This is a genomic window from Verrucomicrobiia bacterium (assembly GCA_035495615.1).
GTDB lineage: Bacteria > Omnitrophota > Omnitrophia > Omnitrophales > Aquincolibacteriaceae > DATJFP01.
The window spans coordinates 13,301-36,843 of record DATJFP010000085.1 but is presented as its reverse complement, the minus strand read 5'-3'; the positions used below and the strand labels follow the sequence as shown (position 1 = coordinate 36,843).

At 60.8% G+C, this 23,543-nt stretch carries 8 protein-coding genes; all 8 read left to right on the top strand.

What is annotated here, in order from left to right:
* A partial coding sequence (locus VL688_10995) for a S4 domain-containing protein (GenBank protein HTL48573.1) occupies positions 1 to 263 on the top strand: 263 nt, incomplete at its 5' end.
* Entirely contained in the window at positions 256 to 1,260 is a 1,005-nt protein-coding gene (locus VL688_10990) for an ATP-binding cassette domain-containing protein (protein HTL48572.1), read from the top strand. The genes VL688_10995 and VL688_10990, both read left to right, overlap by 8 nt.
* Positions 1,257 to 2,033 (top strand): ABC transporter permease subunit, encoded by a 777-nt coding sequence (locus VL688_10985; protein ID HTL48571.1) that lies wholly within the window; start codon positions 1,257 to 1,259, stop codon positions 2,031 to 2,033. Before VL688_10990 ends, VL688_10985 begins: the two co-directional genes overlap by 4 nt.
* Positions 2,033 to 3,394, top strand: a complete 1,362-nt coding sequence (locus VL688_10980) for a Gldg family protein (GenBank protein ID HTL48570.1) — start codon at positions 2,033 to 2,035, stop codon at positions 3,392 to 3,394. Before VL688_10985 ends, VL688_10980 begins: the two co-directional genes overlap by 1 nt.
* Positions 3,391 to 4,356 (top strand): DUF4340 domain-containing protein, encoded by a 966-nt coding sequence (locus VL688_10975; protein ID HTL48569.1) that lies wholly within the window; start codon positions 3,391 to 3,393, stop codon positions 4,354 to 4,356. Before VL688_10980 ends, VL688_10975 begins: the two co-directional genes overlap by 4 nt.
* Before the next feature lie 98 nt (positions 4,357 to 4,454).
* Positions 4,455 to 5,156 carry a YggS family pyridoxal phosphate-dependent enzyme gene (locus VL688_10970; protein ID HTL48568.1) on the top strand — a complete coding sequence of 234 codons (702 nt, stop codon included), beginning with the start codon at positions 4,455 to 4,457 and terminating at the stop codon, positions 5,154 to 5,156.
* A 178-nt stretch (positions 5,157 to 5,334) separates the two neighbouring features.
* Positions 5,335 to 22,605, top strand: coding sequence for a pseudouridine synthase (locus VL688_10965; protein ID HTL48567.1), 17,271 nt, complete (start codon positions 5,335 to 5,337; stop codon positions 22,603 to 22,605).
* A gap of 121 nt (positions 22,606 to 22,726) precedes the next feature.
* Positions 22,727 to 23,533 (top strand): pyrroline-5-carboxylate reductase, encoded by an 807-nt coding sequence (gene proC / locus VL688_10960; protein ID HTL48566.1) that lies wholly within the window; start codon positions 22,727 to 22,729, stop codon positions 23,531 to 23,533.
* The last annotated feature ends 10 nt before the right edge of the window (positions 23,534 to 23,543 follow it).

Sequence of the window (23,543 nt, the reverse complement as noted above, 5' to 3'; positions counted from 1 at the left end):
TCGACCAGGTCTTCAAGAACAAGGAATTGCCCGACGAAATCGAGAACGTGGATTTCCCGCGCGAGAGTTCAGACCTGGTCAGCCTGCTGAAAGACGCGGGCCTTGTCGCGAGCAAAAGCGAGGCGCGGCGGCTCATCGAGCAGGGTGGCGTAAAGCTCGAGCGCGAAAAGGTGACGGACGCGAACGCCCAGGTGAATCTCAAGAAGCCCGTCCTCGTCCAATGCGGCAAAAGGAAATTCGTGAGGATCCAATACCGTGGATGAAGCCAAAACCGTCACGGCCCAGCCGCCCGAAGAAGACGTGGTGCTGCGCGTCGAGGACGTGACCAAGGAATTCAGCGGGACGCGTGTCCTGGACCGCATCTCGTTCGAGCTGCGGCGCGGTGAAGTGCTGGGCTTTCTCGGGCCGAATGGCGCGGGCAAGACGACCACCATGCGCATCCTCACGGGTTTTTTCCCGCCGAACAAGGGCAAGGTCTGGGTCCGCGACGAAGAACTTTTCCGCGATCCCCGGCGCCTCAAGAGATTCATCGGCTACCTCCCGGAAACCGTCATGCTGTACACGGACATGCGCGTGAAGGAATTCCTCGAATTCGTGGCGGACGTCAAGGGCGTGCGCCGCTCCGAAAAGCGCAAGCATATCGAAGAGAAACTCTCGCAATGCGGACTCTGGGAAGTGCGGGGCCGCCTCATCGGAAAACTTTCGAAAGGTTTCCGGCAGCGCGTGGGCCTGGCGCAGGCGCTGCTCGGCGATCCGGAAATCCTCGTGCTCGACGAACCGACCAGCGGCCTCGATCCCAAACAGATCATCGAGATCCGCAATCTCATTCAGGAGCTGGGCAAGGAAAAGACGCTCATCCTTTCCACGCACATCCTTCCGGAAGTGAGCATGGTCTGCGATCGCGTGCTCATCATCAATCACGGCAAGGTCATCGCCAGCGGCACCACCGAAGAATTGGAATCCGGCCTGCGCGACCGGCACGAGATCCTCGTCACGATCGGCGACAACGCCAAAAAAGACGAGGCCATGACTCTTTTTACGGGCGTGCCGGGCGTGGAACGCGTGCAGGTGCTGTACGAGAAAGAAGGGCAGGTGTGCCTGACGCTCGGCATTGCAAAAGGCAAGGACCTGCGTTCGGAGATCAGCCGGCTTTGCGTGCAGCACGACATCCCGCTGCTCGAGATGCGCTCCTCGCATCTCAGCCTCGAAGAAATTTTCATGAAGATCGTGGTCAACGAACCGGGACAGGGGTTCAAGTGAGAAACGCCTTCGTCTTAGCGCGAAAAGAATTCACCTGCTTTTGCCGCTCCTGGACCGGCGTGCTGGTGTTCGTCATTTTTTACATCCTCTCAGGCGCTTTCTTCTCGCTGCTCGTGACCAGTTACGCGCGCATTTCCATGGAATCCGCGCGCCAGGGCATGCAGGTCGTGGAAGGCCTGGGGCTGACGCGCTTTGTCTTCAGCACGCTTTTCCTGAACCTGAGCGTGGTGCTCTTTTTCCTGGTGCCGGCCATGACCATGCGGTCTTTCGCCGAAGAGCGCAAGCTCCAGACGCTGGAGCTTTTGTACACGTACCCGTTCTCGGACTTTGAAATCCTGTGGGGGAAATTCCTCGGCCTCGTCTGGATCTTCGAGGCGCTTTTCCTGCCGACGATCGGCTACCTCGTGATCATCCGCTGGCTGGGCGGGGAATTCGACTGGGGGCCGGTGCTGACCGCTTATCTCGGCTTCTGGCTCCTGGGCAATGCGTTTCTCGCGCTGGGGCTTTTTGTTTCGTCGCTTACCGAAAGCCAGGTGATCAGCGCGGTCGTGACGTTCGCATTCCTCATCCTGTTCTGGATCATGGACTGGGTGGCGCTGGTCACCGAAGAGCCGTGGTCGACGTTTTTCAAGATGCTTTCCCCTCTCGGGCATTACCGCGAATTCACGCTCGGGATCGTGGACCTGTCGCATGTTGTGTATTTCATCTTCTTTCATTTTTATTTCCTGTTCCTGACGCTGCGGTCCATCGAGACCCGGAATTGGAAGGCCTGATGCGCTACGTGCTGATCCGCACCCAGCTCCTGTTTGTCTCCGTGATCCTTTTCATCACGTTCATGCTGATGATGATGATCGTGTCCCGCTACAACCGGCGCTGGGACTTCACGCAGGAGAAGATGTATTCGCTGGCCGATTCCACGCGCCAGATCCTGCAGCGCATGGGCGGCCACAAGCTCGAGGTTCTGGCCTTTTATCCCCAGGAGGACCCGGCCCGCAAGGACATCGAGGTCTTCTTCAAGCAGATCGAGATGACGCACCCGAATTTCAAATACGCCTTTTACGATCCGGACCGCGTGCCGCGCCTGGCGAAAGAAAACCACATCAAGGACATCTACACCGTCGTGATCCGCTATCAGGACCGGATGGAAAGGATATCGCGCCCCACCGAAGAAAGCTTTGCCAACGCGCTCCTGCGCCTGGCCGATCCGCGCGTGCTCGACCTGTGTTTTTCCACCGGGCATAACGAGGCCTCCATCGCGCGGGAAGACCGCAACGGCATGAAGATGTTCCGCGACGTGCTCGAATACAACAATTACGCGCTGCACGAAATCATCCTGACGCGCGACGGCGTGCCGGACCGCTGCCAGGTGCTGGTCGTGGCCGGGCCGCACCGCGACATGGACCCGAAAGAATACGAGGCCCTGAGGACCGCTTTCGACCAGGGCAAAGGCATTTTTTTCATGATCGATCCCATGGACCCGGGAACCGGCCAGTCGTTCCACGATTTTTTCAAGGCGTTCGGCATTTTCCTCGGCAATGACGTGATCGTGGACAAAATGAGCCGCATGGTCGGAGGAGATTTCCTCGTGCCGCTCGTCAACCAATACCTGTCCACGCATCCGATCACCGCGGACTTCAAGATCACGAGTTTTTTTCCCGTGGCCAGGACCGTGCAGCCGAGCACAGATAACGTGCCGGACATGGAAGTGTCACCGCTGGCGTTCACGGGTTCGGGAAGCTGGGCCGAATCCGATCTGGGCGCCCTGGAAAAAGGGGACGCTTCCTTCCAGGCCGAGTCCGATCTTTCGGGCCCGCTGGCTCTCGCCGTCGCCTCCGAAAAGAAAACCGCGGACGGAAAAAGCGGCGGACGCCTCATCGTGGTGGGCGACAGCGATTTCATCACCAACGCCTACGTCGACCTTTCCGGCAATGAAGATCTGGCGCTGCGCATGATCCACTGGCTGGCCAAAGACGACCGCGCCGTCGCGATCCCGCAGAAAACCCTGCGGTACAAGCCGCTCTTCATGACGCCGGTCCAGCAGCGGATTGTGCTCGCCCTCGCGATCCTGGGCTTCCCGGCCTTTTACCTGCTGAGCGGCATGCTGCGCATCTTCATCCGGCAGAAGACGTCATGAAATTTTCTGTGACCGTCGTCTTTTTTCTTCTCTTCCTGCTCGTCGCTTATTTCTACGTCACGCTCATGCCGCCCGAATCCGCCAAAAGCCCCGCATCCCAGACCGCGGGCAAGGTGCTGCCGCTCGAAGAAGGCGACGAGATCGCGTTTCTCGGCATCCACAACAAGGAAAAGCACGAGGACGTCGTTCTTGTGCGCGAGGACAAGACCTGGCGCATGAAAGAGCCGGCCGACGACTTGGCGGAAGCGGCCACGGTTGAAAGCCTGGTGCTCGCGCTCACGCTCAGCTCGAAAGCGCGGCGCCTCATGCCGGAAAAAGGCTGGGACGAATACGGTTTGAAGGATCCGAGGCTCGTCGTCGAGGTCCAGACACAGAAGCGGCCGGAAACCCGCCGCCTGTTTTTCGGGGACGATGCGCCCGTCGGCAGTTTCGTCTATGCGCGCTGGGAAGGCGAGAAGGATTACTTCCTGATCGACCGGAACATGAAGCGCGTTTTCGAGAGCAGCCCGCTGTCTTTCCGGGAAAGGCGCATCTTCACCGTGCCGCTGAAAGACATCCAGAGAATCCGCATCCAGAACCCGCAGCATTCCTACGAAGTGCTTCAGAAAGATTCCCAATGGTTCTGGACGGAGCCTGTCGCGCTGCTGGGCGACTCGCTGACCGAAGAGCACCGTGACCGGCTGCTTTCGGAGATGGCCAACCTGTTCGTCAAAGAATTTCTCGGCGCCGCCAAAAGCAAGAAGGCCAGGGAATACGGGCTCATGACCCCGCACGGCAGCATCACGATCTGGGCCGCCGGCACGGACCCCGCGGCCGAGCTGGTCCTGGGCAACGAGCTTCCGGAGCAGGACGCGATCTATTCGCAGAAAAACGGCGAGGAAAATATCTTTCTCGTTTCGCGCGGGAAAATCCTGGCCTTTTTCGAATCCCTCGAAGCCATGACCCGGGCGCCCGCCGCTTGATACGGGGCAAAGGGGAACGGGGCATGGGGTACGGGAAAGAACCCCTCACCCTTCCCTCTCCCCGCGTGCGGGGAGAGGGTTAGGGAGAGGGGATGGCAATGGAATCCATCGCTGCAAAGTTCGAGCAGTTGCAACTTGAAGTCGCAAACGCGGCACGCAAAGCCGGACGCGATCCCGCGTCAGTGCGCATCGTGCTCGTCACCAAATTCGTCGAGCCCTCGCGCATCCTCGAAGCCTACCAGGCCGGCGCGCGCGATTTCGGCGAAAACCGAATCCAGGAATTCCAATCCAAAAAAGACGGCCTTCCCACGGACATTGCCTGGCATCTGATCGGCTCACTCCAGTCCAACAAAGTCAAAGACGCGGTGGGGCAGGCGGCTCTCATCCACTCGCTTGACCGTCCGGAGCTTGCCGCGGAGATCGACCGTCAGGCCGCGAAGCGGAACATCCCGCGGGTGCCTTGCCTTATCCAGGTCAACAGCTCCGGGGAAGAAACCAAATCCGGTTTCGAGGCCGGGGACGTCGTGCGATTCCTCGCGTCGCTCTCCCCAGAGTCGCGGGTGGAAATCAAAGGCTTCATGACCATCGGGCCTCTGACGCAGGACGAAGCTTTGATCCGCGCCTCGTTCCGTAAAGTCCGGGATCTCCAGGCCAAGGCGCGCGCGGCTTTCCCGCGCCTGGATTTCGGCATCCTCTCCATGGGCATGTCCGCGGATTATAAAATCGCGATCGAAGAAGGTTCCACGCTTATCCGGGTGGGAAGTTTTGTCTTCGGGAGCCGCCCGGCCAAGGCCGCCTAAGCCATTTTTCCCCGCATTGTTTAAAGTAAGCTCTCCGGTCCCGTCTAATTTTGTGATCAACTTTGATCATTCCCGCACTCCGGACAACGTCCGCAAGCCTCGATTTTGACAGGATTTCCCTCGTAAGTTATTCTTTTTCAACATTTAACGCCAAGGACAAGGGGACCCCCACTTCTCCATGATCGCGCGCCGCGCCCGAAAAATCATCAGTCTCGGCATTATGTTGTCCATGCTCTGCGGCGACCTTGCGCGCGCCGACCCGCTGGCTTTTTCTCCGCGCCCCGAAAACATTCCTGCCTTCGAACTCTCGCTTCCTTCCGAGCTCGGCCGTTACGGCGACTCGTTTTTCCCGAGCGGCGAAAAAATGCCGTTCATTTTCCATCTCCAGACCGCGCACGGCAGCCCCGAAGCCGCGCTCAAAATCGAAGAGATCATCCGTTACCTGGAAAAGACCTATCATGTCAAGCTGCTGTTCGCCGAAGGCGCGAGCGAGAGCCTGCATCCCGAATACCTGCGCTTTTTCCCGAGCGAGGAGCCCAACGAAAAAATGGTTCGCATGCTGGCCGAAACCGGCGAACTGACCGGCGTGGATCTGGCGCTTCCCAAATCCAAACTCACGGCCCTTGGCGTCGAACAGCCCGTTTTTTATCGCCCTGCATTTAAACTCTTTAAAAAAGTCGTGGCCAGCCTGGACCGGAGCAAAGCCGTTCTCGACGCGCGGGAACGCGAGCTGGACCTGCGCGCGTCCAAGATTTTTTCTCCGGATTTCCGAGCGCTCGTCACCGCGTGGCAGAAGCACCAGGAGCAGCAGCGCGACCTGGCGGCCACGGCCCGCCTCCTCCGCGATGAAGCGCGGAAAATCCTCAACCTCGACCTCGCCAATCCCTTTTCGCAATTCGACTGGCCGCAGCTGACGCGGCTCGTCATGCTTCAGGAGCTCGAGCAGCGGAAGAATCCCGAAGCGCTGGAGCGGGAAAAAGAAAAACTCGGCGCCTGGCTCGCGGCGAAGAAACTGCCGGCGGACATTCTCGCAGCGCTCGGCAGCAAAGACCTGAAACAGCCGCGCGAATTTTACGAGCAGTTCCTGGTGAAGGCGCATCCCCAGGGCTTCCGCTTCAAGACTTACCCTCAGATCATGTACCGGGCCGCGTCGCAATCGCTGGAAAACGAGATGAGCGCGGGGCCGCTGTTCGCGGAAATCGACTCGCTTTTCGACGCGCTGTTCAAGGCGCGCGCCGGTAAGGAAGATCTCGCGCTCCTGGACGCCTACCGGGATCTCGCGCTGCGCAAAAAGCTCGTGAGCCTGGAACTGACGCGCGAGGAATGGAAAAAGGCGAAAGAGAAAATCAAAAGCGCGCCCGCGCCTTTGGCCGCGGCATTCCGGCAGGCCGGCGCGTTTTATCATCTCGCGGAAATCCGCGAGGCCTATTTCTACAAAAAGATCCGGCGCGAAATGAAAATCCGCAACCAGAAGGTCGCGATCCTCGTGACCGGCGGTTTTCACCAGGACGGCATGGCACGCGTCTTCCGCGGCGGCGGCATGGGCTACGCCGCGATCCAGCCCCGGATCAGCGGCGAGATCAGCAGCGCTTCTTACCTCGCGGCCATGACCGCGGCCTCCCATCTGGAGAAACCGGAATTCGCGCATCCCGCGGGCCTGGGCGACCGCGCCTTTTATGCGGGCGAACTGCGGCGTTTCCGCGAGGCCTTACGGCAGGCCGGGCTGAACACGCCCGTGTCCTCGGCTTGGCTTGCGGACCGGCAGAAATTTTTGCAGCGCGCGGAGCTGCGCGTGAGTTACAAAGCCAAAGACTGGAGCCAGGATTCGGAGTGGCTTCACCGCAAGCGCATGCAGGAGCGCCGGGGTTACCAGAGCGCGGTTTACCAGGTCTTTGCGCGGGCCGGCCTCGAAGAGGGGACGTCCATCCTGGAATTAGGGGCCGGCGCGCATGAGACCTTGAAGCAGCTGAGTCCGGCGGACTTGAGCCGGGGGTGGGTGACGCTCGACAATGGGAATTTCCGGACCGGCAAGGCCCAGGTTTCTTCCCGTGCCGAGAAAACGCCTTTCGCGGACAGCTCGTTCGGCGCAGTCACGGGCCTGGAATTTTTCGACATCCTGGACAATCTTGATGCCGTGCTGGCCGAAACCGCGCGGCTGCTCAAGCCGGGCCAGCCGCTCATCGCCATGGGCGACTTCCCGAGCTATGCGAGTCCCGCGCTGTTGAATGCCGTGGAACGCGAACGCCGGCGGCTGGGAATCCGCGGCAAAATTTTCGTCCCGCGCTTTCTGGACGATGCGGGAACGCCGATCGCCTTCCAATGGGGCGCTTTGAGCGCGGCCGATGCCGCGCGCTTCCGCAAGGAAAGCCGGTACCGCGCCCTGGCCGCGGAGCTTTACCGGCAGAACCGCGCCTGGCGCACGGAGGCCATCGAGCCGAACTTCTTCCAGCTTCTGGCCGCTTACATGCAGGACCTGCTCGCGCCGCTCGGCTTCCGCTCCTTCGACAGAGGCCAGTTCAAAGTTTCCGAAGCGCCATTCGGGCCGCGTCTGAATTATTTCATCGCGCGGAAAAAGACGGGCTTGGAAACTCCGGTCGGACCGACCGGAAAAAAAGCGGAACTGCGTTCGACGGAACGGGCGGCGGTTTCCGCGGAAAACATGCCCGCGCTGCTGGCGGCCTTTGACGGCTTTCTCGCCCGTTTCGAGCAGCCTGAACACGCGGAAGTTTACGGTGAAATCCTGCATGAAGTTTTTCTGCGGCGCCATCCGAGGAAAAGCGACCTGGCTCCCAAGGCCCAGCTGTCTTTTCTCATGGAAGTCCTGCCGTACGGCAAATTCAAACAGGATACGCGCTTTGAAACAATCCGCGATCTGGTGATCCATGCCTTCGAGCGTACCGGCGAAGATCTGCTCCGCTCGGCCATGCTGAAATCTTTCAGCCGTGATCAGGGCGGAGAGCCCGCGTGGCGCTTTGACGGCGCTCCCGGGCTGCTTCCCGTTCTGGAAACCTATCACACTTTGAAAGACGCGGAAGACCGCAATTACCGCACGTCGCTTCTCGGGCAGGGGCTTCGCGTCTTCATGCCCGCGGAGGAGTATGACGCCGCGTGGAAAGCGTCCAACTGGGCCCTGGCGCCGTACTATCCGAGCAGCGATCCGCGGCATGCCGGCGATCCCTTCAGCAGCCTCATGAAACAATTGACGGTGAACAAGAATCCGGGGCCGATTTCGAAACTCATTCCTCTTCTGCGCGCTCCCGCGGAGGAGGTGCCCTGGCATGACGCGGACGTGGTCGTGCCCGCCCCGTACGAAGAACAAAACGCATACGTGGGATGGCTGATCGAGACGCTCCGGAAAACCCTCGGCGACAAGTGGGTTCCCGCCATCAACCGGAAGATCCTCAGAAAAATCGAGGCCCGCGAAAAGCAAAAGTCGCAGTTCGACGGTGAAACGCGGACGCCTTCGGCGGTGAAGCGCGCCCTGAATGCCGCAGGAAACTTCGAAGTGCCGCCTGAAGAAATTGAGGCGATCCGCGGGAAGACGGTCGTTCTTTTTGACGACAACTGGACGACAGGCTTCACGGCGGACGAAGCGCGCCGCGTGCTTCTCGATGCGGGCGCCGCGCGCGTGATGGTGGTCGTCGCCGGTAAGTCCGAAGAAGAAGCGCTCCATGCTCTCGAGCGCGGCCAGATCGAGGCCGTCCAGTCGCAGCCGGGCGAACTGGTTGCGTCCACGCCGAAAAAAGCCGCCGTTCCGGCGCGGGTACCGCAGGCACCGGGTCCTCGGGGACAAACGGGCGCCGCGCCTTTTCAGTATTTTGCGATGTACAAGCCCCAGGGCGCGATCTCAACCCGCTCGGACAACAGCAGGCTTCGGCGGCGAACCATTTACGACCTGTTCGCGCAGGCCACGCACCTGAACCCGTTGGATTATATTACGCTGGGAAGACTGGACGCGGACGTGGACGGCCTCGTGGTCCTGACCAACGACCCTTCCATGGTCAGTATTGTGATGCCGGTGGGCCACGTGGAAAAGCACTACTACGTTACCGTGGAAGGCACCATCACTCCCGAACAAGTCCACAGGCTTGAAGAGGGCGTGGACATCGAGACCAAGGACCAGTTTAACAAGCCCCTGACTTATCACACCCGGCCGGCACGCGTCGAAAATGTCTCCCCCGGCCCGAAGACCAGCGTGCTGCACCTGTACATCAGCGAAGGCAAGTACCACCAGGTGAAGCTGATGCTGGAGGCCGTGGGGCACAAGGTCATCTATCTGACCCGCCTCGGAATCGGCGGCATCGAGCTCGAGGACGAAGATCTATCGCCGGGCCGGGTCATGCCGCTTACGCCGGCGTCTTTGGGGAAGCTTATGGCCGCCCGGCAGAACGCCCTGCACGCGCTTGCGCAGCTCGAAGATGAAAAACCCGGGAAGGCCGCCCATCATTACATCAGCGTTTCGGAATTCGACCTGCGAAGCATCGCCGATTTTTCCCGGGAAAAGCTGCTGGCCATGGCGGCTTCCGAGAAAAAACGTCCTTACGTCATTAGAGAATTGATCTGGGATCTGGACCGCAGCAGCGGCTTGCGGCAATCGTTCGTGTTCAGCCTCTTGAACGCCATCTCGGCGGACCATCCGCACGAGGTCCTCCATGCGGTCGTGAGCGCCCTCAACACCAGTCCTGTCCCGGACAAATTGAAATCGGTCCTGCTGCTCATCGGGTTGAATTCCAAGAGCAACGCCAGGCAAATTCTCGGAGACATTCAGCAGCGGGTCCTGGCGACTTCCGGCCGTGGAACCGTATACGGAATCCTGGCCGAAGTCCTTGAGAAGCTGAAGCCTGAGCTCCGCGCTTCGAGCGCGGAGGGTATTCTCAGTGCCGGGGTCACAGGAGCCCGGCCCGAGCTCCGCGCTTCGAGCATGCGCACAGAACTCCGGACCGATCAAAGTCCAGGCTTGCCCGAATTCCCGTGGCTCACGGATCCGTCGCAGGTGCCGCCGGGCTTTGCGACCTTCGCGGGCATCCTAAAAGATTACGCGGCCTCAAAGCATTTGGCAGAGGCGGAGGATCTCACGACCGAAGCCATTCTCGCCTGGATGGTGGATCAGCCGGTCGTGGATTTGGGACAGGCGCCGTACGCGGCATTTGTGGAATGGCTTCGCCAGCGCGGCTCACGCCAGGCCGTCGGCATCAGCCCGTCGCTTTCCAAGCGCGTCAGGCACGCGCCTTACCTTTACATCATGCCCTGGCATGGGTACATGCCGCTGAAAGAAGGAAGCACGCGGCTTTTCCTGAGCTACGTGATGTCGCCCGATTATCCGCCGGTCCCGCAGCTCCTTCACAAAGGGGAGGAAGTGAGCTACCTGGGCATGCTCGCCCAAATGGAAAAAGCGCTTTCCCATCACGGCCTGATTCTTTTGGACACGCGCGCTTTCGACAAAGATCGCCTGGAGGCCGCGTTGAAACATCATCCTGATCTCCACACGGAAAAAGCGGGCAATTACCTTTTTCTCGCGCGTAAATCCCCGAGCCTGGTTCTGGAACAAATCGTGCGGGAAGTCCGGCATGCCGGCAAAGCCGCCGCGGCGCGGGACGCGTTCGAGACGCGGCTCCTCGCTCATCTCAGGCTTCCTCAAAACGCGGTCCGCGAGCTCGACGTCAATTTCCTCCGCGAGCCCGGCGGCATCGAAAAAGACGTGGCGGAATCCGGCCGCGGCGATGTCCTGTTCCGGCTGCGCGGGCTTGCAAGCTACAAATACGACGCGCTGGCGGACGACGCCTCAGCCGCGGTGGACGAAACTCAGCGCCGGAATCTCGAGGACCTTCCGTCGCCTTATCTCGCGGGCGATTTGTTCCGCCGGATCCTGGTGCCGGCCTTCGCGAAAAAATTGCAGGCCATGGCCGGCCCGGAGCAGGTTGTTGCTTTGACGGACGAAGGCCAGTTGATGACGCTCCTGCTTGGGCTTTTGAAAGATGCGACCCGGCGCGGGAACCGGCTTGATCTCGACCTGCCGCTTTATGTGTTCTTCCATCGGGAAGAAAAAACAGGCCATCCCGAGATTCATGTTTTTAATGCGGCAAATGGTGATGCCCGTCTCACGGACCGCGCCGTGGAAACCGGGCTTCCGGATTGGTCCGCCACCTCCGACACGCGGCAGGATGACCTGGCGGCCATGCGCGCCGCGCTGGCCTCGAGATTGTCGAAGCTCAACATGGCGATGCTGCCGGGAGGCGGCAATGGAGTTTCCCTTTCTTTCGTGACGCGGGAAGCGCCCAAAGCCGAATTGCGCAGCACGGAAAACGCGGCGGCCCAGGCGCCGGCCTATCACTACTTCGCATTGTTCAAGCCGCGGTTCGTCTTGTCGACACGTTTCGATGAAGATGGGGACCGCAAGACGATCTACGATATCTTCGCGGAAAAGAGCGGGCGCAATCCCGCGGACTACATCGCGCTCGGAAGGCTGGACTATGACGTGGACGGCTTGATGATCCTCACCGACGATCCTTCCATGCTGAGCATCGTGATGCCGACAGGCCACGTCGAAAAGCGTTATTACGTGACGGTGAAGGGCCGGCTGACGCCGGAAGAAGCCGACAGGCTCAGGACCGGCGTCGAGATCGACACGAAAGACCACCACGAAGCACGGATCAAGTACCACACCAAACCCGCGCGCGTCGAAAATATCCAGGTCAATCCCACGGACGGCACCACGACGCTGAGCCTGTATTTGAAAGAAGGCAAGTACCATCAGGTGAAAGCCATGATGGAAGCCGTGGGGCATCCGGTGATGCGGCTGTCGCGCACGGGCATGGCCGACATCGAGATGAGGGAATTGCATCTGCCGCATCCGGGCTGGGTGGAACTTTTGACGCCCATCGCCGTGCAGAAATTGACTGAAGCACGCGACAAGGCGCTCCATGACTTTGCCGAGGAAGAGGTGCAGCGGCCCGGCAAAGCCGCGCACGATTACATCACGATGGCCACGTTTGACCTGGCGGCGGCCGCGGATTACGCCCGAGAAAAATTGCTGGCCATGGCCCGGTCCGGTAAAAAAAGGCCGTTCGTGCTGGATGAGGCGGCGCATGAGCTTCTCCGGCCGGGAGAGCGGGCCATGTTCGCGGCCGGTCTTATCAACACGCTCGCCGAAAGCTACGCCAAAGAAACCTTCGACGCGCTCATCAAGCAGGTCAGCCGCCTGGACAATGTCACGCCGCCGCTTGAAGCCGCGCTTCGGCTCATCCTCGACAATCCCAAAATCCCGAAAGGTCCGATGCTGGTCGGCAAGCTGCGCGACCAGGTGATTGCCGCGTCAGGCCGCGGGGAATTTTTTATTTTTCTCACGGAGCTGCTGAAAAGCAAATCGGAACTCCGCGCCGAGGCCGGGGACGAAATGCGGGACGTGAAGCAGGACATCGCGATGTTGGAAGCAAAACTCCGGCCGATCGTGGAGAAATTGCGGGGCAGCCCCTTTTCGAGGCAATGGCCCGGCCTGGAAGAAGACCTGGAGATGGCGCTCGCGGCCTTGAACAACGCGCGGAACAGAATCGACGCCGGAAACTGGATGACCGCTTCCAACCAGCTGGCCATCGTGTGGGAGCGCGTCGCTCAAAGCGCGGATCTGCTGCGGCAGGCCTCGCCCGATTTGATGCTCATGTGGGACATCGACACGCTTCTCTCGGATTTCGTCGAGGCGATGAGAGGAAAGAGCCTGCCCGCTTTGATCAACGCGGCCTTGTATCCGGTTTCTTATCATCTGGAAAACGGGCATAAGCACCTGCAGCTGGGATTCACGCTGCGGACGCCGCCCGCGGAACCGACGGACAAATCGCGCGCTCTGGAACGCGAGGCCGAAGAACTCCATCATGGGGTCCTGCTCACCCATGGCATGATCCTGGAGGAACAGGACTGGACCCGCGGCGTGGGAGGCATTCTCGACACGATTCACGACGTGCGCGTGAGGACCGAGGCCTTGCGCAACCGCGTCAAGGCGCTGACGCCCGCAGAGATCAATCCGAATTCCCGCCTCGTCCTGATCGGCGAATCCGGTCATTATTACGAAGCGCTGCAGAAACTCGAAAAGCTCGAAGAGATCATCCGGGAACGCTGGGTGGACGAAGACCCGGAAGAAGACAGGGCTGAGCTCCGCGCTACCGCGAATCCGCCGCAGCGCAGCGCCCGAAATGTTTTGAACGCCGGAGCGCGGGCCCGTTTCCGCGAAGCCGTATTTCTCGTGGATGAAGGCTCCATCAGCCATCCCACGGTCCAGTCGCTGCCTTTCCTGGAGCTGAAAAAACTTTTCCCCGCGCTCGAGAAAGTCATCATCCCGCGCGGGTATTTGGAAATCCTCGATCTCGGCGTTCCTGCGGAAGTCGCGGACGAGAACCGGATCCGGGAATTGCTGCGGGAGAGCCGCGGCCGGAGCGATCTCATCGTCATCAATGCCTCCGACCGTTTTACGTCCCTGATCCCGTGGGGGACTCAGTATCCCGTGCTTTCCAGCAACCAGTACGGCATCGCGCTCCGGACCGGAAGCGAGGAGCTGAAGCTGCCCGCCTTTAATCATGAATTGCCGGACTACGGCGAACGCGTTCGGCTTCTGAAAACGCTCGGCCTGCGCGAACTGCCTTCGCGGCCGCCGGTCATTACCGAAGATCGGCTGAGCGCGAACGTGAAAGGGGAGCGGGCGCTGCTGGCGGAAAAAATCAAGCAGCACCTTGTCAGCCAGGGTCTCATCGGGCGCGGGGAAATTCCCGACGTCCCGATTTTGTATGTGAATCCGTTCGTCCGGGGAGGGACAACCGGAAGGTGGCGCAACCTGCCCGATCTAGCCGACATCCTCAAAGACATGATCCGGCATTTTCCGGGACTCATCGTCATCAACGAAGGTCATTTGCCCGCGCAAGCCGGCGACGACGAGCCGCCGTTTGGGTACGCGCAGGAACTTTACGCGATGCTCCGGCGCGAAATCCTGGAATCCCCTGATCTGGGGGAGCCGTATCTCTCCAAGCTGGTTTCCTTCGGCCCGAATGACCACGTGAAACTCGCGGCCGCGCTTTCACTCGCGGACGCCGTGCTTACCGTGCATACCGGCTTGACTCACTTGAGCGAGGCCATGAACGTTACCGGCATTACGGTGAGCTCTCCGGGGATGATGGATTCCTTCAAGCGTTTTTTCTACAAAAGGCCGCGGCATATTTTCGTCACGAACGGAAAGGTCAGCCTGGGGCCGATGCTGGACGCGCTGATGCGCGGATCGCTTTGGGACGTGTTCTGGATGAAGGTGAGGCTGTGGCTCGAAGCGCGGGGCTGGATGCAGAAAACTCCGCCGCAAGTGAGGCCTATCACGCACTGGCGCAACAGCCATATCGCGCAGGAATTCGAACGGCCTGAACTCCGTACCATGGAAACGGAACGTTACTATCAGATGATTGACGAGCGCATCCATGCGCTCTATCAAAGCCGCGATACCGAGCTGGTTTCTCATTTTTCCCGTGTCGGCGTGATCGGCAAGACGCCGTTCTCCACGATCGCCTCAGTCCTGCTGCATGAATTCAACCTGGCCAACGACCGGGAAAATCCCGAAGGCGCGTATCAGGCCGCTTACGACGCGCTGCGCCGCACGTATCAGGCGGGCAACCGCGGCGAGGATTTACCGGGACGGCCCGAACAATATTTCCAGCTCATTCGCTACGCGCGTTCGGCCGAGGGCGTCGCGTTCTCCCGCTTATCGGGACGCGTTTACGCCTACCTGCAGCTTAAAGGCGGCGGTCTCGTGGGTAAGCGCTCCACGCCCGCCATGAAAAACGCGGACGCCGGCGCGAACGCGGCGCCCATTCTTTATCTCGCCCATGATCCCATGCCGTACCTGACGCAGATCCTGAACAGCGGCCGCAAGATCGTGACCGTGGACAACGATGAATTTACGTCCGGAGTCATGAACGGCCTGCGCGAATACCTCGGCCGCGAACAGGACATGAGGCACGTCATCGATAATCTTTTCACGTTCGACACGGTGCCCGTGAAGCCGGGCACGATTTACCTGGAAAATTTCGGCGCGTACATGAAATTCAGTGATGCGCCCGCGGACCTTGTGCCGGAGACTTTGAAAACGCCGGACGCGGACCGGCGCGATGACGTTCATTATCAGGCCTGGTACGATGGATGGCGCAAAGTCTGGACCGGTGTGATCCGGCGCTGGCTGCGTGACAGCACGCCGGGCGTGGAATTCGTCCTTCAATTTCCGGCAGGCGAGACGCAGTCGGAAAAAGACCATCGCCCGATCCTCGACGCCTTCGATGAGGTTTTGAAGGCCGAAGGTTACCGCCATTTTGCGGGGCGCTTCGACTCTTTCGACGGAACCTTCGTTCCCGGCATTCCGCAAGCCGGCGCCGAATCGTCTCTGGAAAGAAATCTGGTCACGCATCTTTTCAGCAGGACTTTCCCGGACGCGCGCGAGACCGTGGACGCGATGATCAAGGAAATCAAACGGGGCAACGCGCCGGAGGAAGCGGCCCGGGACTACATGCCCGGATACGCGCGCATCGGCGACACGCCTTGGGACGGCAGCGGGACGCCGCCGGGAGATTCCAAACCGGGAAAGATCCTCCAGGCCAAACAGCATCTCGACAAAACCGGTGCGGCCGCGCCCGAGCGCGAGACCGTGCTGGCCCTGCTGGACGTCCTCGAACATCATCCCGAGGCCGACAAGCTGACCTTGCTGCAATTCGAAGCCGTGGCCCAGCAGATCGTGCACCGGTATTCCGGCGTTCCCGACGCCTATGCTTCCTACAAGCAGGAGCTCGACAAAGCTTTCCTGAACGTTTACCCGGCGCTGCGCGAGCGCGTGTTCCAGTCCGCGGATCCGAAAGAGCAGCTTTGGACCGCGCTTTTGTATGCGGGCATCGGCAACCTGATCGATCCGTCGCATCCCGACGCCATGAAAAAAGCGGGGATCAACGCGGGTCTGGACCTTGCGGGCCAGATGGCGGAAGTATTCGGACGCATCACATCGGAAAATCTGGCGCTCGGGAAAGAAGGCTTTGAATCCTTTTTCCGGCAGCTTCAAGCCGCGGAGAAAAAGACCGTGCTCTACTTCCTGGACAATCACGGCGAATTCGTCATGGACCAGCTCGTGATCGAGTGGCTGCTGCGCCAGGGCTTCAAAGTGGCGGTCGTGGCGAAAAACGGCGTGATCCGCGACGACGTCACCGAAGACGAAGCCGCGGCCGGCCTGAGGGGCAATCCGCTACTCGCGCCGTATCTGGAATCCGGCCGGCTTTCGGTTATCACCGACGGCTCCACGATGCTCGGCGCGGATTTGTCCAAAGGCGGCCTGCACGACGCTTTCATGGAGGCCTGGGAAGACGGCGTCGCGGTCATCGCCAAAGGCGCGGGGAGCTGGCACACGCTGCCCGGCCAGAAACTCTCGCTGCCGCTCCTGCACCTGCGCATGATGAAGAGTTCTCAGCCCGCCTATGCGCGGCTTGCGCAGCTGACGGGGCAGCCGCCCGTCGCGCCGCATCCGCTTCATCTGCTCTTTTATTTCCAGCCCGCCGCGTTCGAACGGCCCGCGCAGCAGCATGCCGAGCTCCGCACGAGCTCCCATGAGCTCGTTGCGGAGAAAACTCTCGGAACCGGACGTTCCGAGCTCCGTTCCTTGCCGGAGCCTCTGGAAAGGACGCTGGCCGCGGCGCTGGCGGAGCTCAAGCCGATCAATCCCGAGGTGCTGGCCAAATATCACCTGAGCGCGGCGGACGTCCGGATCGGGACATTCCGGGACTTGCTGCGGGAATGGATCGAGGCGGGCTTCTTCGATTACGGCGACATCGATGAGCTCACCCGGCTCAACAATCACGACCGCGGCTACGCTTTTCTCGGGGACGCGCTGGCCGCGCCCGAGGCGTTCCGCAAAACCCTGACGCGCCTCTGGGAATTGAAACAAAAGTACGGCGGCTTCATCGCGGCGCTGAACGAAAAGATGCGCGAGCATCCCGGCATCAACGGAAGGCTTCAGGCGGAAGGCATCGTTTTTTCCATCGACGACGACGCGGACAATCCCATGCGCTGGGACGAGGACCGTCAGCGCATCGTCCTGAACCTGCGCAACCTGCTGGAGGAAGCCAACGACGTCCACGGCCTCGGCTCCGCGGCCCACGAAATCGGCCACGGGCTGCTGGCGCTCATGGACGCGGGCGCTTCCGGGCCGGAAGAAGCGCGCGAGATCGCGGCCAACTGGGCGGCTTTCCAGATCGCGGGACGCGATGCCATGGAAGAAATGATCAACGCGCATGTGCGGCTGAAATTGGCCAAAGAGGGCCGGCTTTACGCGCATTCGGCCGGGCATCTTGCCGCGTTTGCCCGCGAAGCCGGAATCCCGCTCCACGACGCGCGCGCCGCAGGCTTCGCCGGGGAAGGTCTGATCGGCGCTTACGCAAGATTTTACCGGGGACTCTCCTGGCGGACCGAGCTGCGAACTGAAACCGATGCCGCGTTGCTGGAAAAGGCTTACGCGCTTCTCAAAGAAATTCCTTTTATCAAGGAAACGCGGGGCTTCGGCATCGACGACCTGAATTTTTCAAAGGCCATGATGGACGAAATCCTCAAGCATCCCATCCAGCACGCGCTGGTGGCCGGAAGCGGCATGCGCATGCTGCCGCTTCTTCTCGCGCTTCTGGGCAGGGAAGTGACGTTTGTGGAAATGGACCCGCTGAGAATCAAGGAAGCCGTACGCGATTGGGAGGAAGTGCGCGACGTTTTGAAAAATCGGGACGCGGCCGGACTGAAGCTCGACTTTCAGATTCAGACGATCGAAAGCGAATTCGGTGCGCTGGACGTGAAGCGCCTGGGCCTTGCGGGAAAAATGGACCTGGTCACGCTCGTGGATCTGTCCGGAGGCCCCTCAGTCCAAGGCGATGCCGCGGAATGGATGGATAATATTGCCGGGCTGCTGAAACCCACGGGCGGCTATGCCGTGGTGGACCGGGAAAGAAAAAACGTAAACAAACTTTTCGACGCGAAATTCCCCGAAAAGAAGAGGCCGCTCCTCCATGAGAAGCCGTTCCAGGGTGTTTTCAACTTCGCAGCCATGCTTCCGGCCTCGAATTATTTTTTCCGGATCGATTTCAACAAAACCGAGCTGCGAATGCTGGACTATCTCGAAGATCATCCCCGGGACGCGCAAAAGCATCTCCGCAAAATCCTTGCGCTCATGGATGATGTCCGGGAACCGCAAGCCGCCTGGCAGATTTGGCTGGAACCCGCGGTGCGTTTCTGGATTACCACGCCGCCTCCGGAGTTGAGCCGGCAGGAAATCGGGCGGCAGCTCCACGCCTACTGGAGAAAGCGCGGCTGGGACCGCGTTTTCGATCTGACCACAAAAATCATTCAGATGGATGTTTCGCCCCTCGATCAAGTCGCGCAGACGGAAAGACTGGCCCTCCTCGCAAGCGGCAGCCTGCAGGAACGCGTTCTCCGGGACTGGATCCTGGGCGTGGCCATGAGCCTGCACATCCGCTGGTTCGGCAATCACATGGATCCCGGCGGTGTGCGTCCGGCAGACAATGAAATCCTCGCCGGCGCGGCAAGAAGATTCCTCGCGGAATGGATCGAACAGCAGGACCTGCGAAAATCGAGCGAGCCGCTGCTTTCTCCGCGATTTAAGGGCACGCGGCCGGCCGCGGCGCAGGACGATCTCATGCTGTGGGGCCTGGCCCTCATGCTCGATCCCATCCTGCACGACTTCAAAGCCAGCTACAAAGCAGAGCAAAACACCGAGCGGGGCGGAATCTTCTGGAAGACGCCGCGCGAAGCCGTCCTGGAATACATGGGAAGAATGCTCAAAGGCCTTCATTATTTTGACGAGAACGGCAGCGAAACTTCCCGAGCCGTTCCCGCCGAAAGGCTGCGCGGCATCCTTGCGCAAGTCCTCAGCATGACGGAAGCGGATTGGGCGGCGAAGGGGCTGCGCGATCCTGCGAAAGTCATGCACACCAGCATGGGGAATTACATCCGGTTGATCGAAAACGCCGAGCCCGCGCTGCCTTTCCTTGTTCCCATGTTCAATCTTGCCCTGCCTGAGGTGGAAAGATTACCGTTCGATACGAACGTGAAAGAGAACCTCATGGCCGTCCGGAGAGAGCGCTATGACATCACGCAGAAGATCGTGACGGCCAAATACGGCCCGCGCCGCGACATGGCCCAGCGCATGGTGTTCCTCACCTGGCCGGAAATGGAAAAGATCGTGCCCGGCCTGAAGGCGCTGTTCCAAGCCGGACACGCGGCGTTGTTCGCGGAAACCGGCGATTACGCCGCGCGCTTTCAATTGTCTGAGCTGCGCTCCGCCGAAGGCGGGGGCGAGCCCGTCTTGAACGAATATGAATGGGGCGCGCATCGCGTGCTCGCGATGGGCGGCATGCACGGTTATGCCGGAGACCGGCGCATGCTCGAAAAGTTCCAGAAGGAGATCCTGCCCCGCATCGAAAATCCCGGCGAGTGGCTTTTCCTCATCGAAGGCTGGGATTGGCCGGCGTCGGCGATCAATGAGACTCCGGAACTCAAGGCCGCCGTGGACCATGCCCGCCCGAACGGGATCGTCGTGGAGGATCCAATTGCCCCCATCGACGCGCCGCCCATCCTGCGCGCGGTTGCGGCGGGTTATGAAAACGCGCAGGACGTTCTGCGGGACATGGCCGGCATGAACCTGCTGGACCGTTTTGCCATGACGGGCAAGGAAGTGTCTTTCGAGACGCCGCTGCCGGAAGTCGTTTCCGCGGCCACCGCTTTCGGTCTGGATCCCCAGGCGCTGAATGCCCGGATGAAAGAGCTTTTCGACTGGGTGACGAACGACGGGGAATCTTATTACCGGACGCATGAAGAATACCTGGAGCGCGCCACGCAAATTTCCAATGCCGTGAGCCGGAAATATTTCGAGCATGTCCTTGCTTCGGACGCGGCCCGCAGCAAGAAATACGTCTTCGTCATGACGGGAAGGGATCACACGGAAGTTTTTGATCCCGCCCGGCCGCAGGCGAGTGACGAGACGATCCAGAGCATCTTCCAGACTTTCCTTTTGGTGAAAAGCATAAAAGCCCGTCGTCGTGCGGAGCTCCGGACGGGCTCCCTTGAGCCCGTCACCGAGACTACCCTCCGCACTCGTCGTGCGGAGCTCCGGCCGGACTCTCTTGAGTCCGGCACTGAGAAGGCTCTCCTCGCTCGAAGCTCGGAGCTCAGACCTCCCGAAGAAGATTACAAGGTGTTCCAGGAAAACGGCGGCGTCCGCGTTTCCATCACGATCCGCCTGGCGAGCGGCCCGGACGGCGACTTGTGGATTGCGGGAGAGCGTTTCCCCCGGGACTTGCCCGGTATCAGGCCCGAAGCTGCCATGGCGCGCGGCATTCGCGAAGCCATGAAGGGCGGGACAAGCCGCGCTCATTTTACGGGGCTGCAAAAGGCGGGCGATAAGGCGCAGATCGACGTTATCCTGGAGCCGAAAAAAATCCGGATCGAAAGCGAAGCGGGACGCTTCCATTATGAATGGGACGACGCGCAGCAGGAATTCCGGACGCTTTCGCAGGACAAGCGCCCGCTGAATCCGGACGACCGCGATTTCTTTTTCTCGCTCGCGAACTTTGCCGACAATCTGGCCTCGGGCCGTGTGACGAAATACGATGCCCAGGGACGGCTCACGGAAGTCGCGGACTATTCCGGCTCCGTATGGGAACGTTACAGCTATGCCGCCGACGGGGAGACGCATGTTTTTCTCGGGAATTTGGCGGGCCAGGAAGAGGTCGAGCTGCGCGTGCATCACGGTTCGCTTGCCGACGGCGCGCAGACTTATTCCGCGCAGGTCACGGTCGCCGGGGAAAAAGCGGACAGCTTTTCGTGGACGGAAAATCTTCCCCGCGCCGGGGAGCGCAAAGTCTACCGGCTTTTCAATTTTTATCCGCTGGGCCAGCCCGGTTCTCCCATGTATAAACGATACGCGGGCCATGGCGTAGGCGAGACTGCCCTGAACTGGCTCGTAGGCCGGGCCTCGCGCGAGCGGGCGGAATTCCTCAATTCAGGAACGCCGCATTTGCCTCTTCTCGCGCTTTACCGCAAGACTTTTGCCGATCAGATGCCGGCCATTCACGGGCGCTGGAGCGATTACGAGGACCTGATCAAGACCCACGGTTTTTACGGCGCGGCGGTCATCGGCAAAGCGGGACTCATCAAAGATCCCCGCCGGGGATGGAACGCGCAAGTGGATATCGAAGGGGGCCCGAATCTCGGAGAGCCGCTGGATTCGCTCGTCGTGCTGACGCTGAAACTCGAGCGCCGCGAAAACGGAAAGGAAGTCTATCATGTCGCGGCCGCGGAATTTCCCGCTTCAGGCGGCCCGGGCCTTGATTCGATGGCGGATCTCAGGAGCGAGGTGTCGGTCTCGATCGATTCCCGCGGGCAGGTGCGCGGCGAAAAAAGCGGCAAGGATTTCGGCACGCTCGTGGAAACGTCCGGGCTCAATTACGTGCGCGGAACGCCCAAGTGGCTGGCGCCGCGGATCGCATCAGACGGCTCGATCGTGCTCTACCAGCGCGGGCTGCCGCGCATTTCCACGCACGAGGAATTCAGTGAAGCTCATTCCGAGCTGCGCGATCTGTTGAACTCGCGCGGGACGATCGCGATTGATGAAGAACGCGCCTTTGCCCTGGCCGCGCCATTCGGCGGACGCGCCTTGAAATTCGCATTCGCCGCCGCCGGCGCGCAAGGCATTGCGGGCGTGAGGGACACCGGCGCCGCTTACCGCCGCTATCTCGAACAACTCGTGCTCGACGGGCTTTCGCCCGACGAAAAAGACGCCGTGGTGTGGCGCGCGGTTTCGCCCGCGTCCCTGCTTGCCGCAAACGGCGCCGCGGAGACTTCGCCCGCGCGGATCCTCCGCTTGTACGGCCGCATGCCGCGGGCGGAAGAAGCGGAGCTTCAGGTGCTGGCCGATTATGCGGCCTTGCATCCGCAGGCCATGATCGTATTAGCCGCGCCCGGCGCGGAAGGGGACCGGCGCGATCTCGAAAACGCGCTGCGCGTGGAAATCCTGCGCCGGCGGGCCGAAAAAGCGGATACGGCCAAGGGTGTCAATCTGCTCGTCCTGGCTCCGGGCGACGCGGGGCTTTCCCGGTTCCAAACTGCCGGAGAATCCCGCTTCCTGGTTTATGCCGACGATGCCGGACGGCTCGGCCAAATCCGTCAGTCGTGGCCGTCTGAAACAAGGCCCGAAACCCTTTTCGTCCATGAAGATTTGCCCGACGGTTCCGGCAGCCGCCTCAAGGAGGCGAGCGCTCTTCTCGCCGCCCTCGGCGAACTGGATTCACCGGAGCCCTTGCCTCAAGTGATCCTCAGCGCGGCCGACCTGCTTACCCGGCATGCTGAGCTCCTGCACCAAGTCCAAGCCCTCTTCGACTCCGCAGCCTAAGCCTTGGGAAGCGACGCTTAGGACTCAGCCCCCCAGCTGATGGCGTAATCGAACCGTTTCCCCTTACAGTGGTTTGTGTTACAATAACCCGCCTTTTTTAAATCCAAGGGAAAAACGCGTCATGGCTCTGAAGGGAAAAAAAATCGGTCTTGTCGGCGTCGGCAACATGGGCAGCGCCATTCTCGACGGCCTTCTTTCCCGCAGGCTCGTGGCTTCGGAAAATCTGTGGGTGTTTGACAAAGACGCCGCCAAATCCGGCCGTTTCGCGGAAGAGGCGCGGGTGCATGCCGCAAATTCCAATACCGAGCTTGTCCAGAAAACCGACATCGTTTTACTCGCGGTCAAGCCCCAGGACCTCACCTCGGTTTCGCCGGAGCTGAAGAGAGCGCTGGGGCCGCGGCACATCGTCATTTCAATTCTGGCCGGCATGTCGCTGGACAAGCTGCGCCAGCATCTTGGGGAATCCGTGCTCGTGCGCGCGATGCCGAACCTGGGCGCGAAGGTGGGGCAGTCCATGACCGCGCTCGCGTCTTCGTCCGGGGCCGGGCTGGACTGCGCGGAAGAAATTTTTTCGGCCTGCGGGAAAACCGTGCGGCTCGACGAATCGCATTTTGACCTGATCACCGCGCTGAGCGGCAGCGGGCCGGCTTATTTTTTCCTGCTCATGGAGCTGATGGCGAAGAAGGCCATGGAAAAAGGACTCGGGCGGGAAACCGCCGAGCTTCTCGCGGCGCAGACGGCCGTGGGCGCCGCGCTCGTCGCGCAGGCTTCCGCGCAAAGCGCGGCGGAACTGCGCGCGATGGTGACTTCCAAAGGCGGGACGACCGAGGCCGCGCTCAAAGTGCTGGCCGACAAGGGCGTCGAGGAATCATTTTTGCAGGCGTTCGAGGCCGCGGAAAAGCGCGGCCGGGAATTACGCGGCGCCTGAACATTTAGGA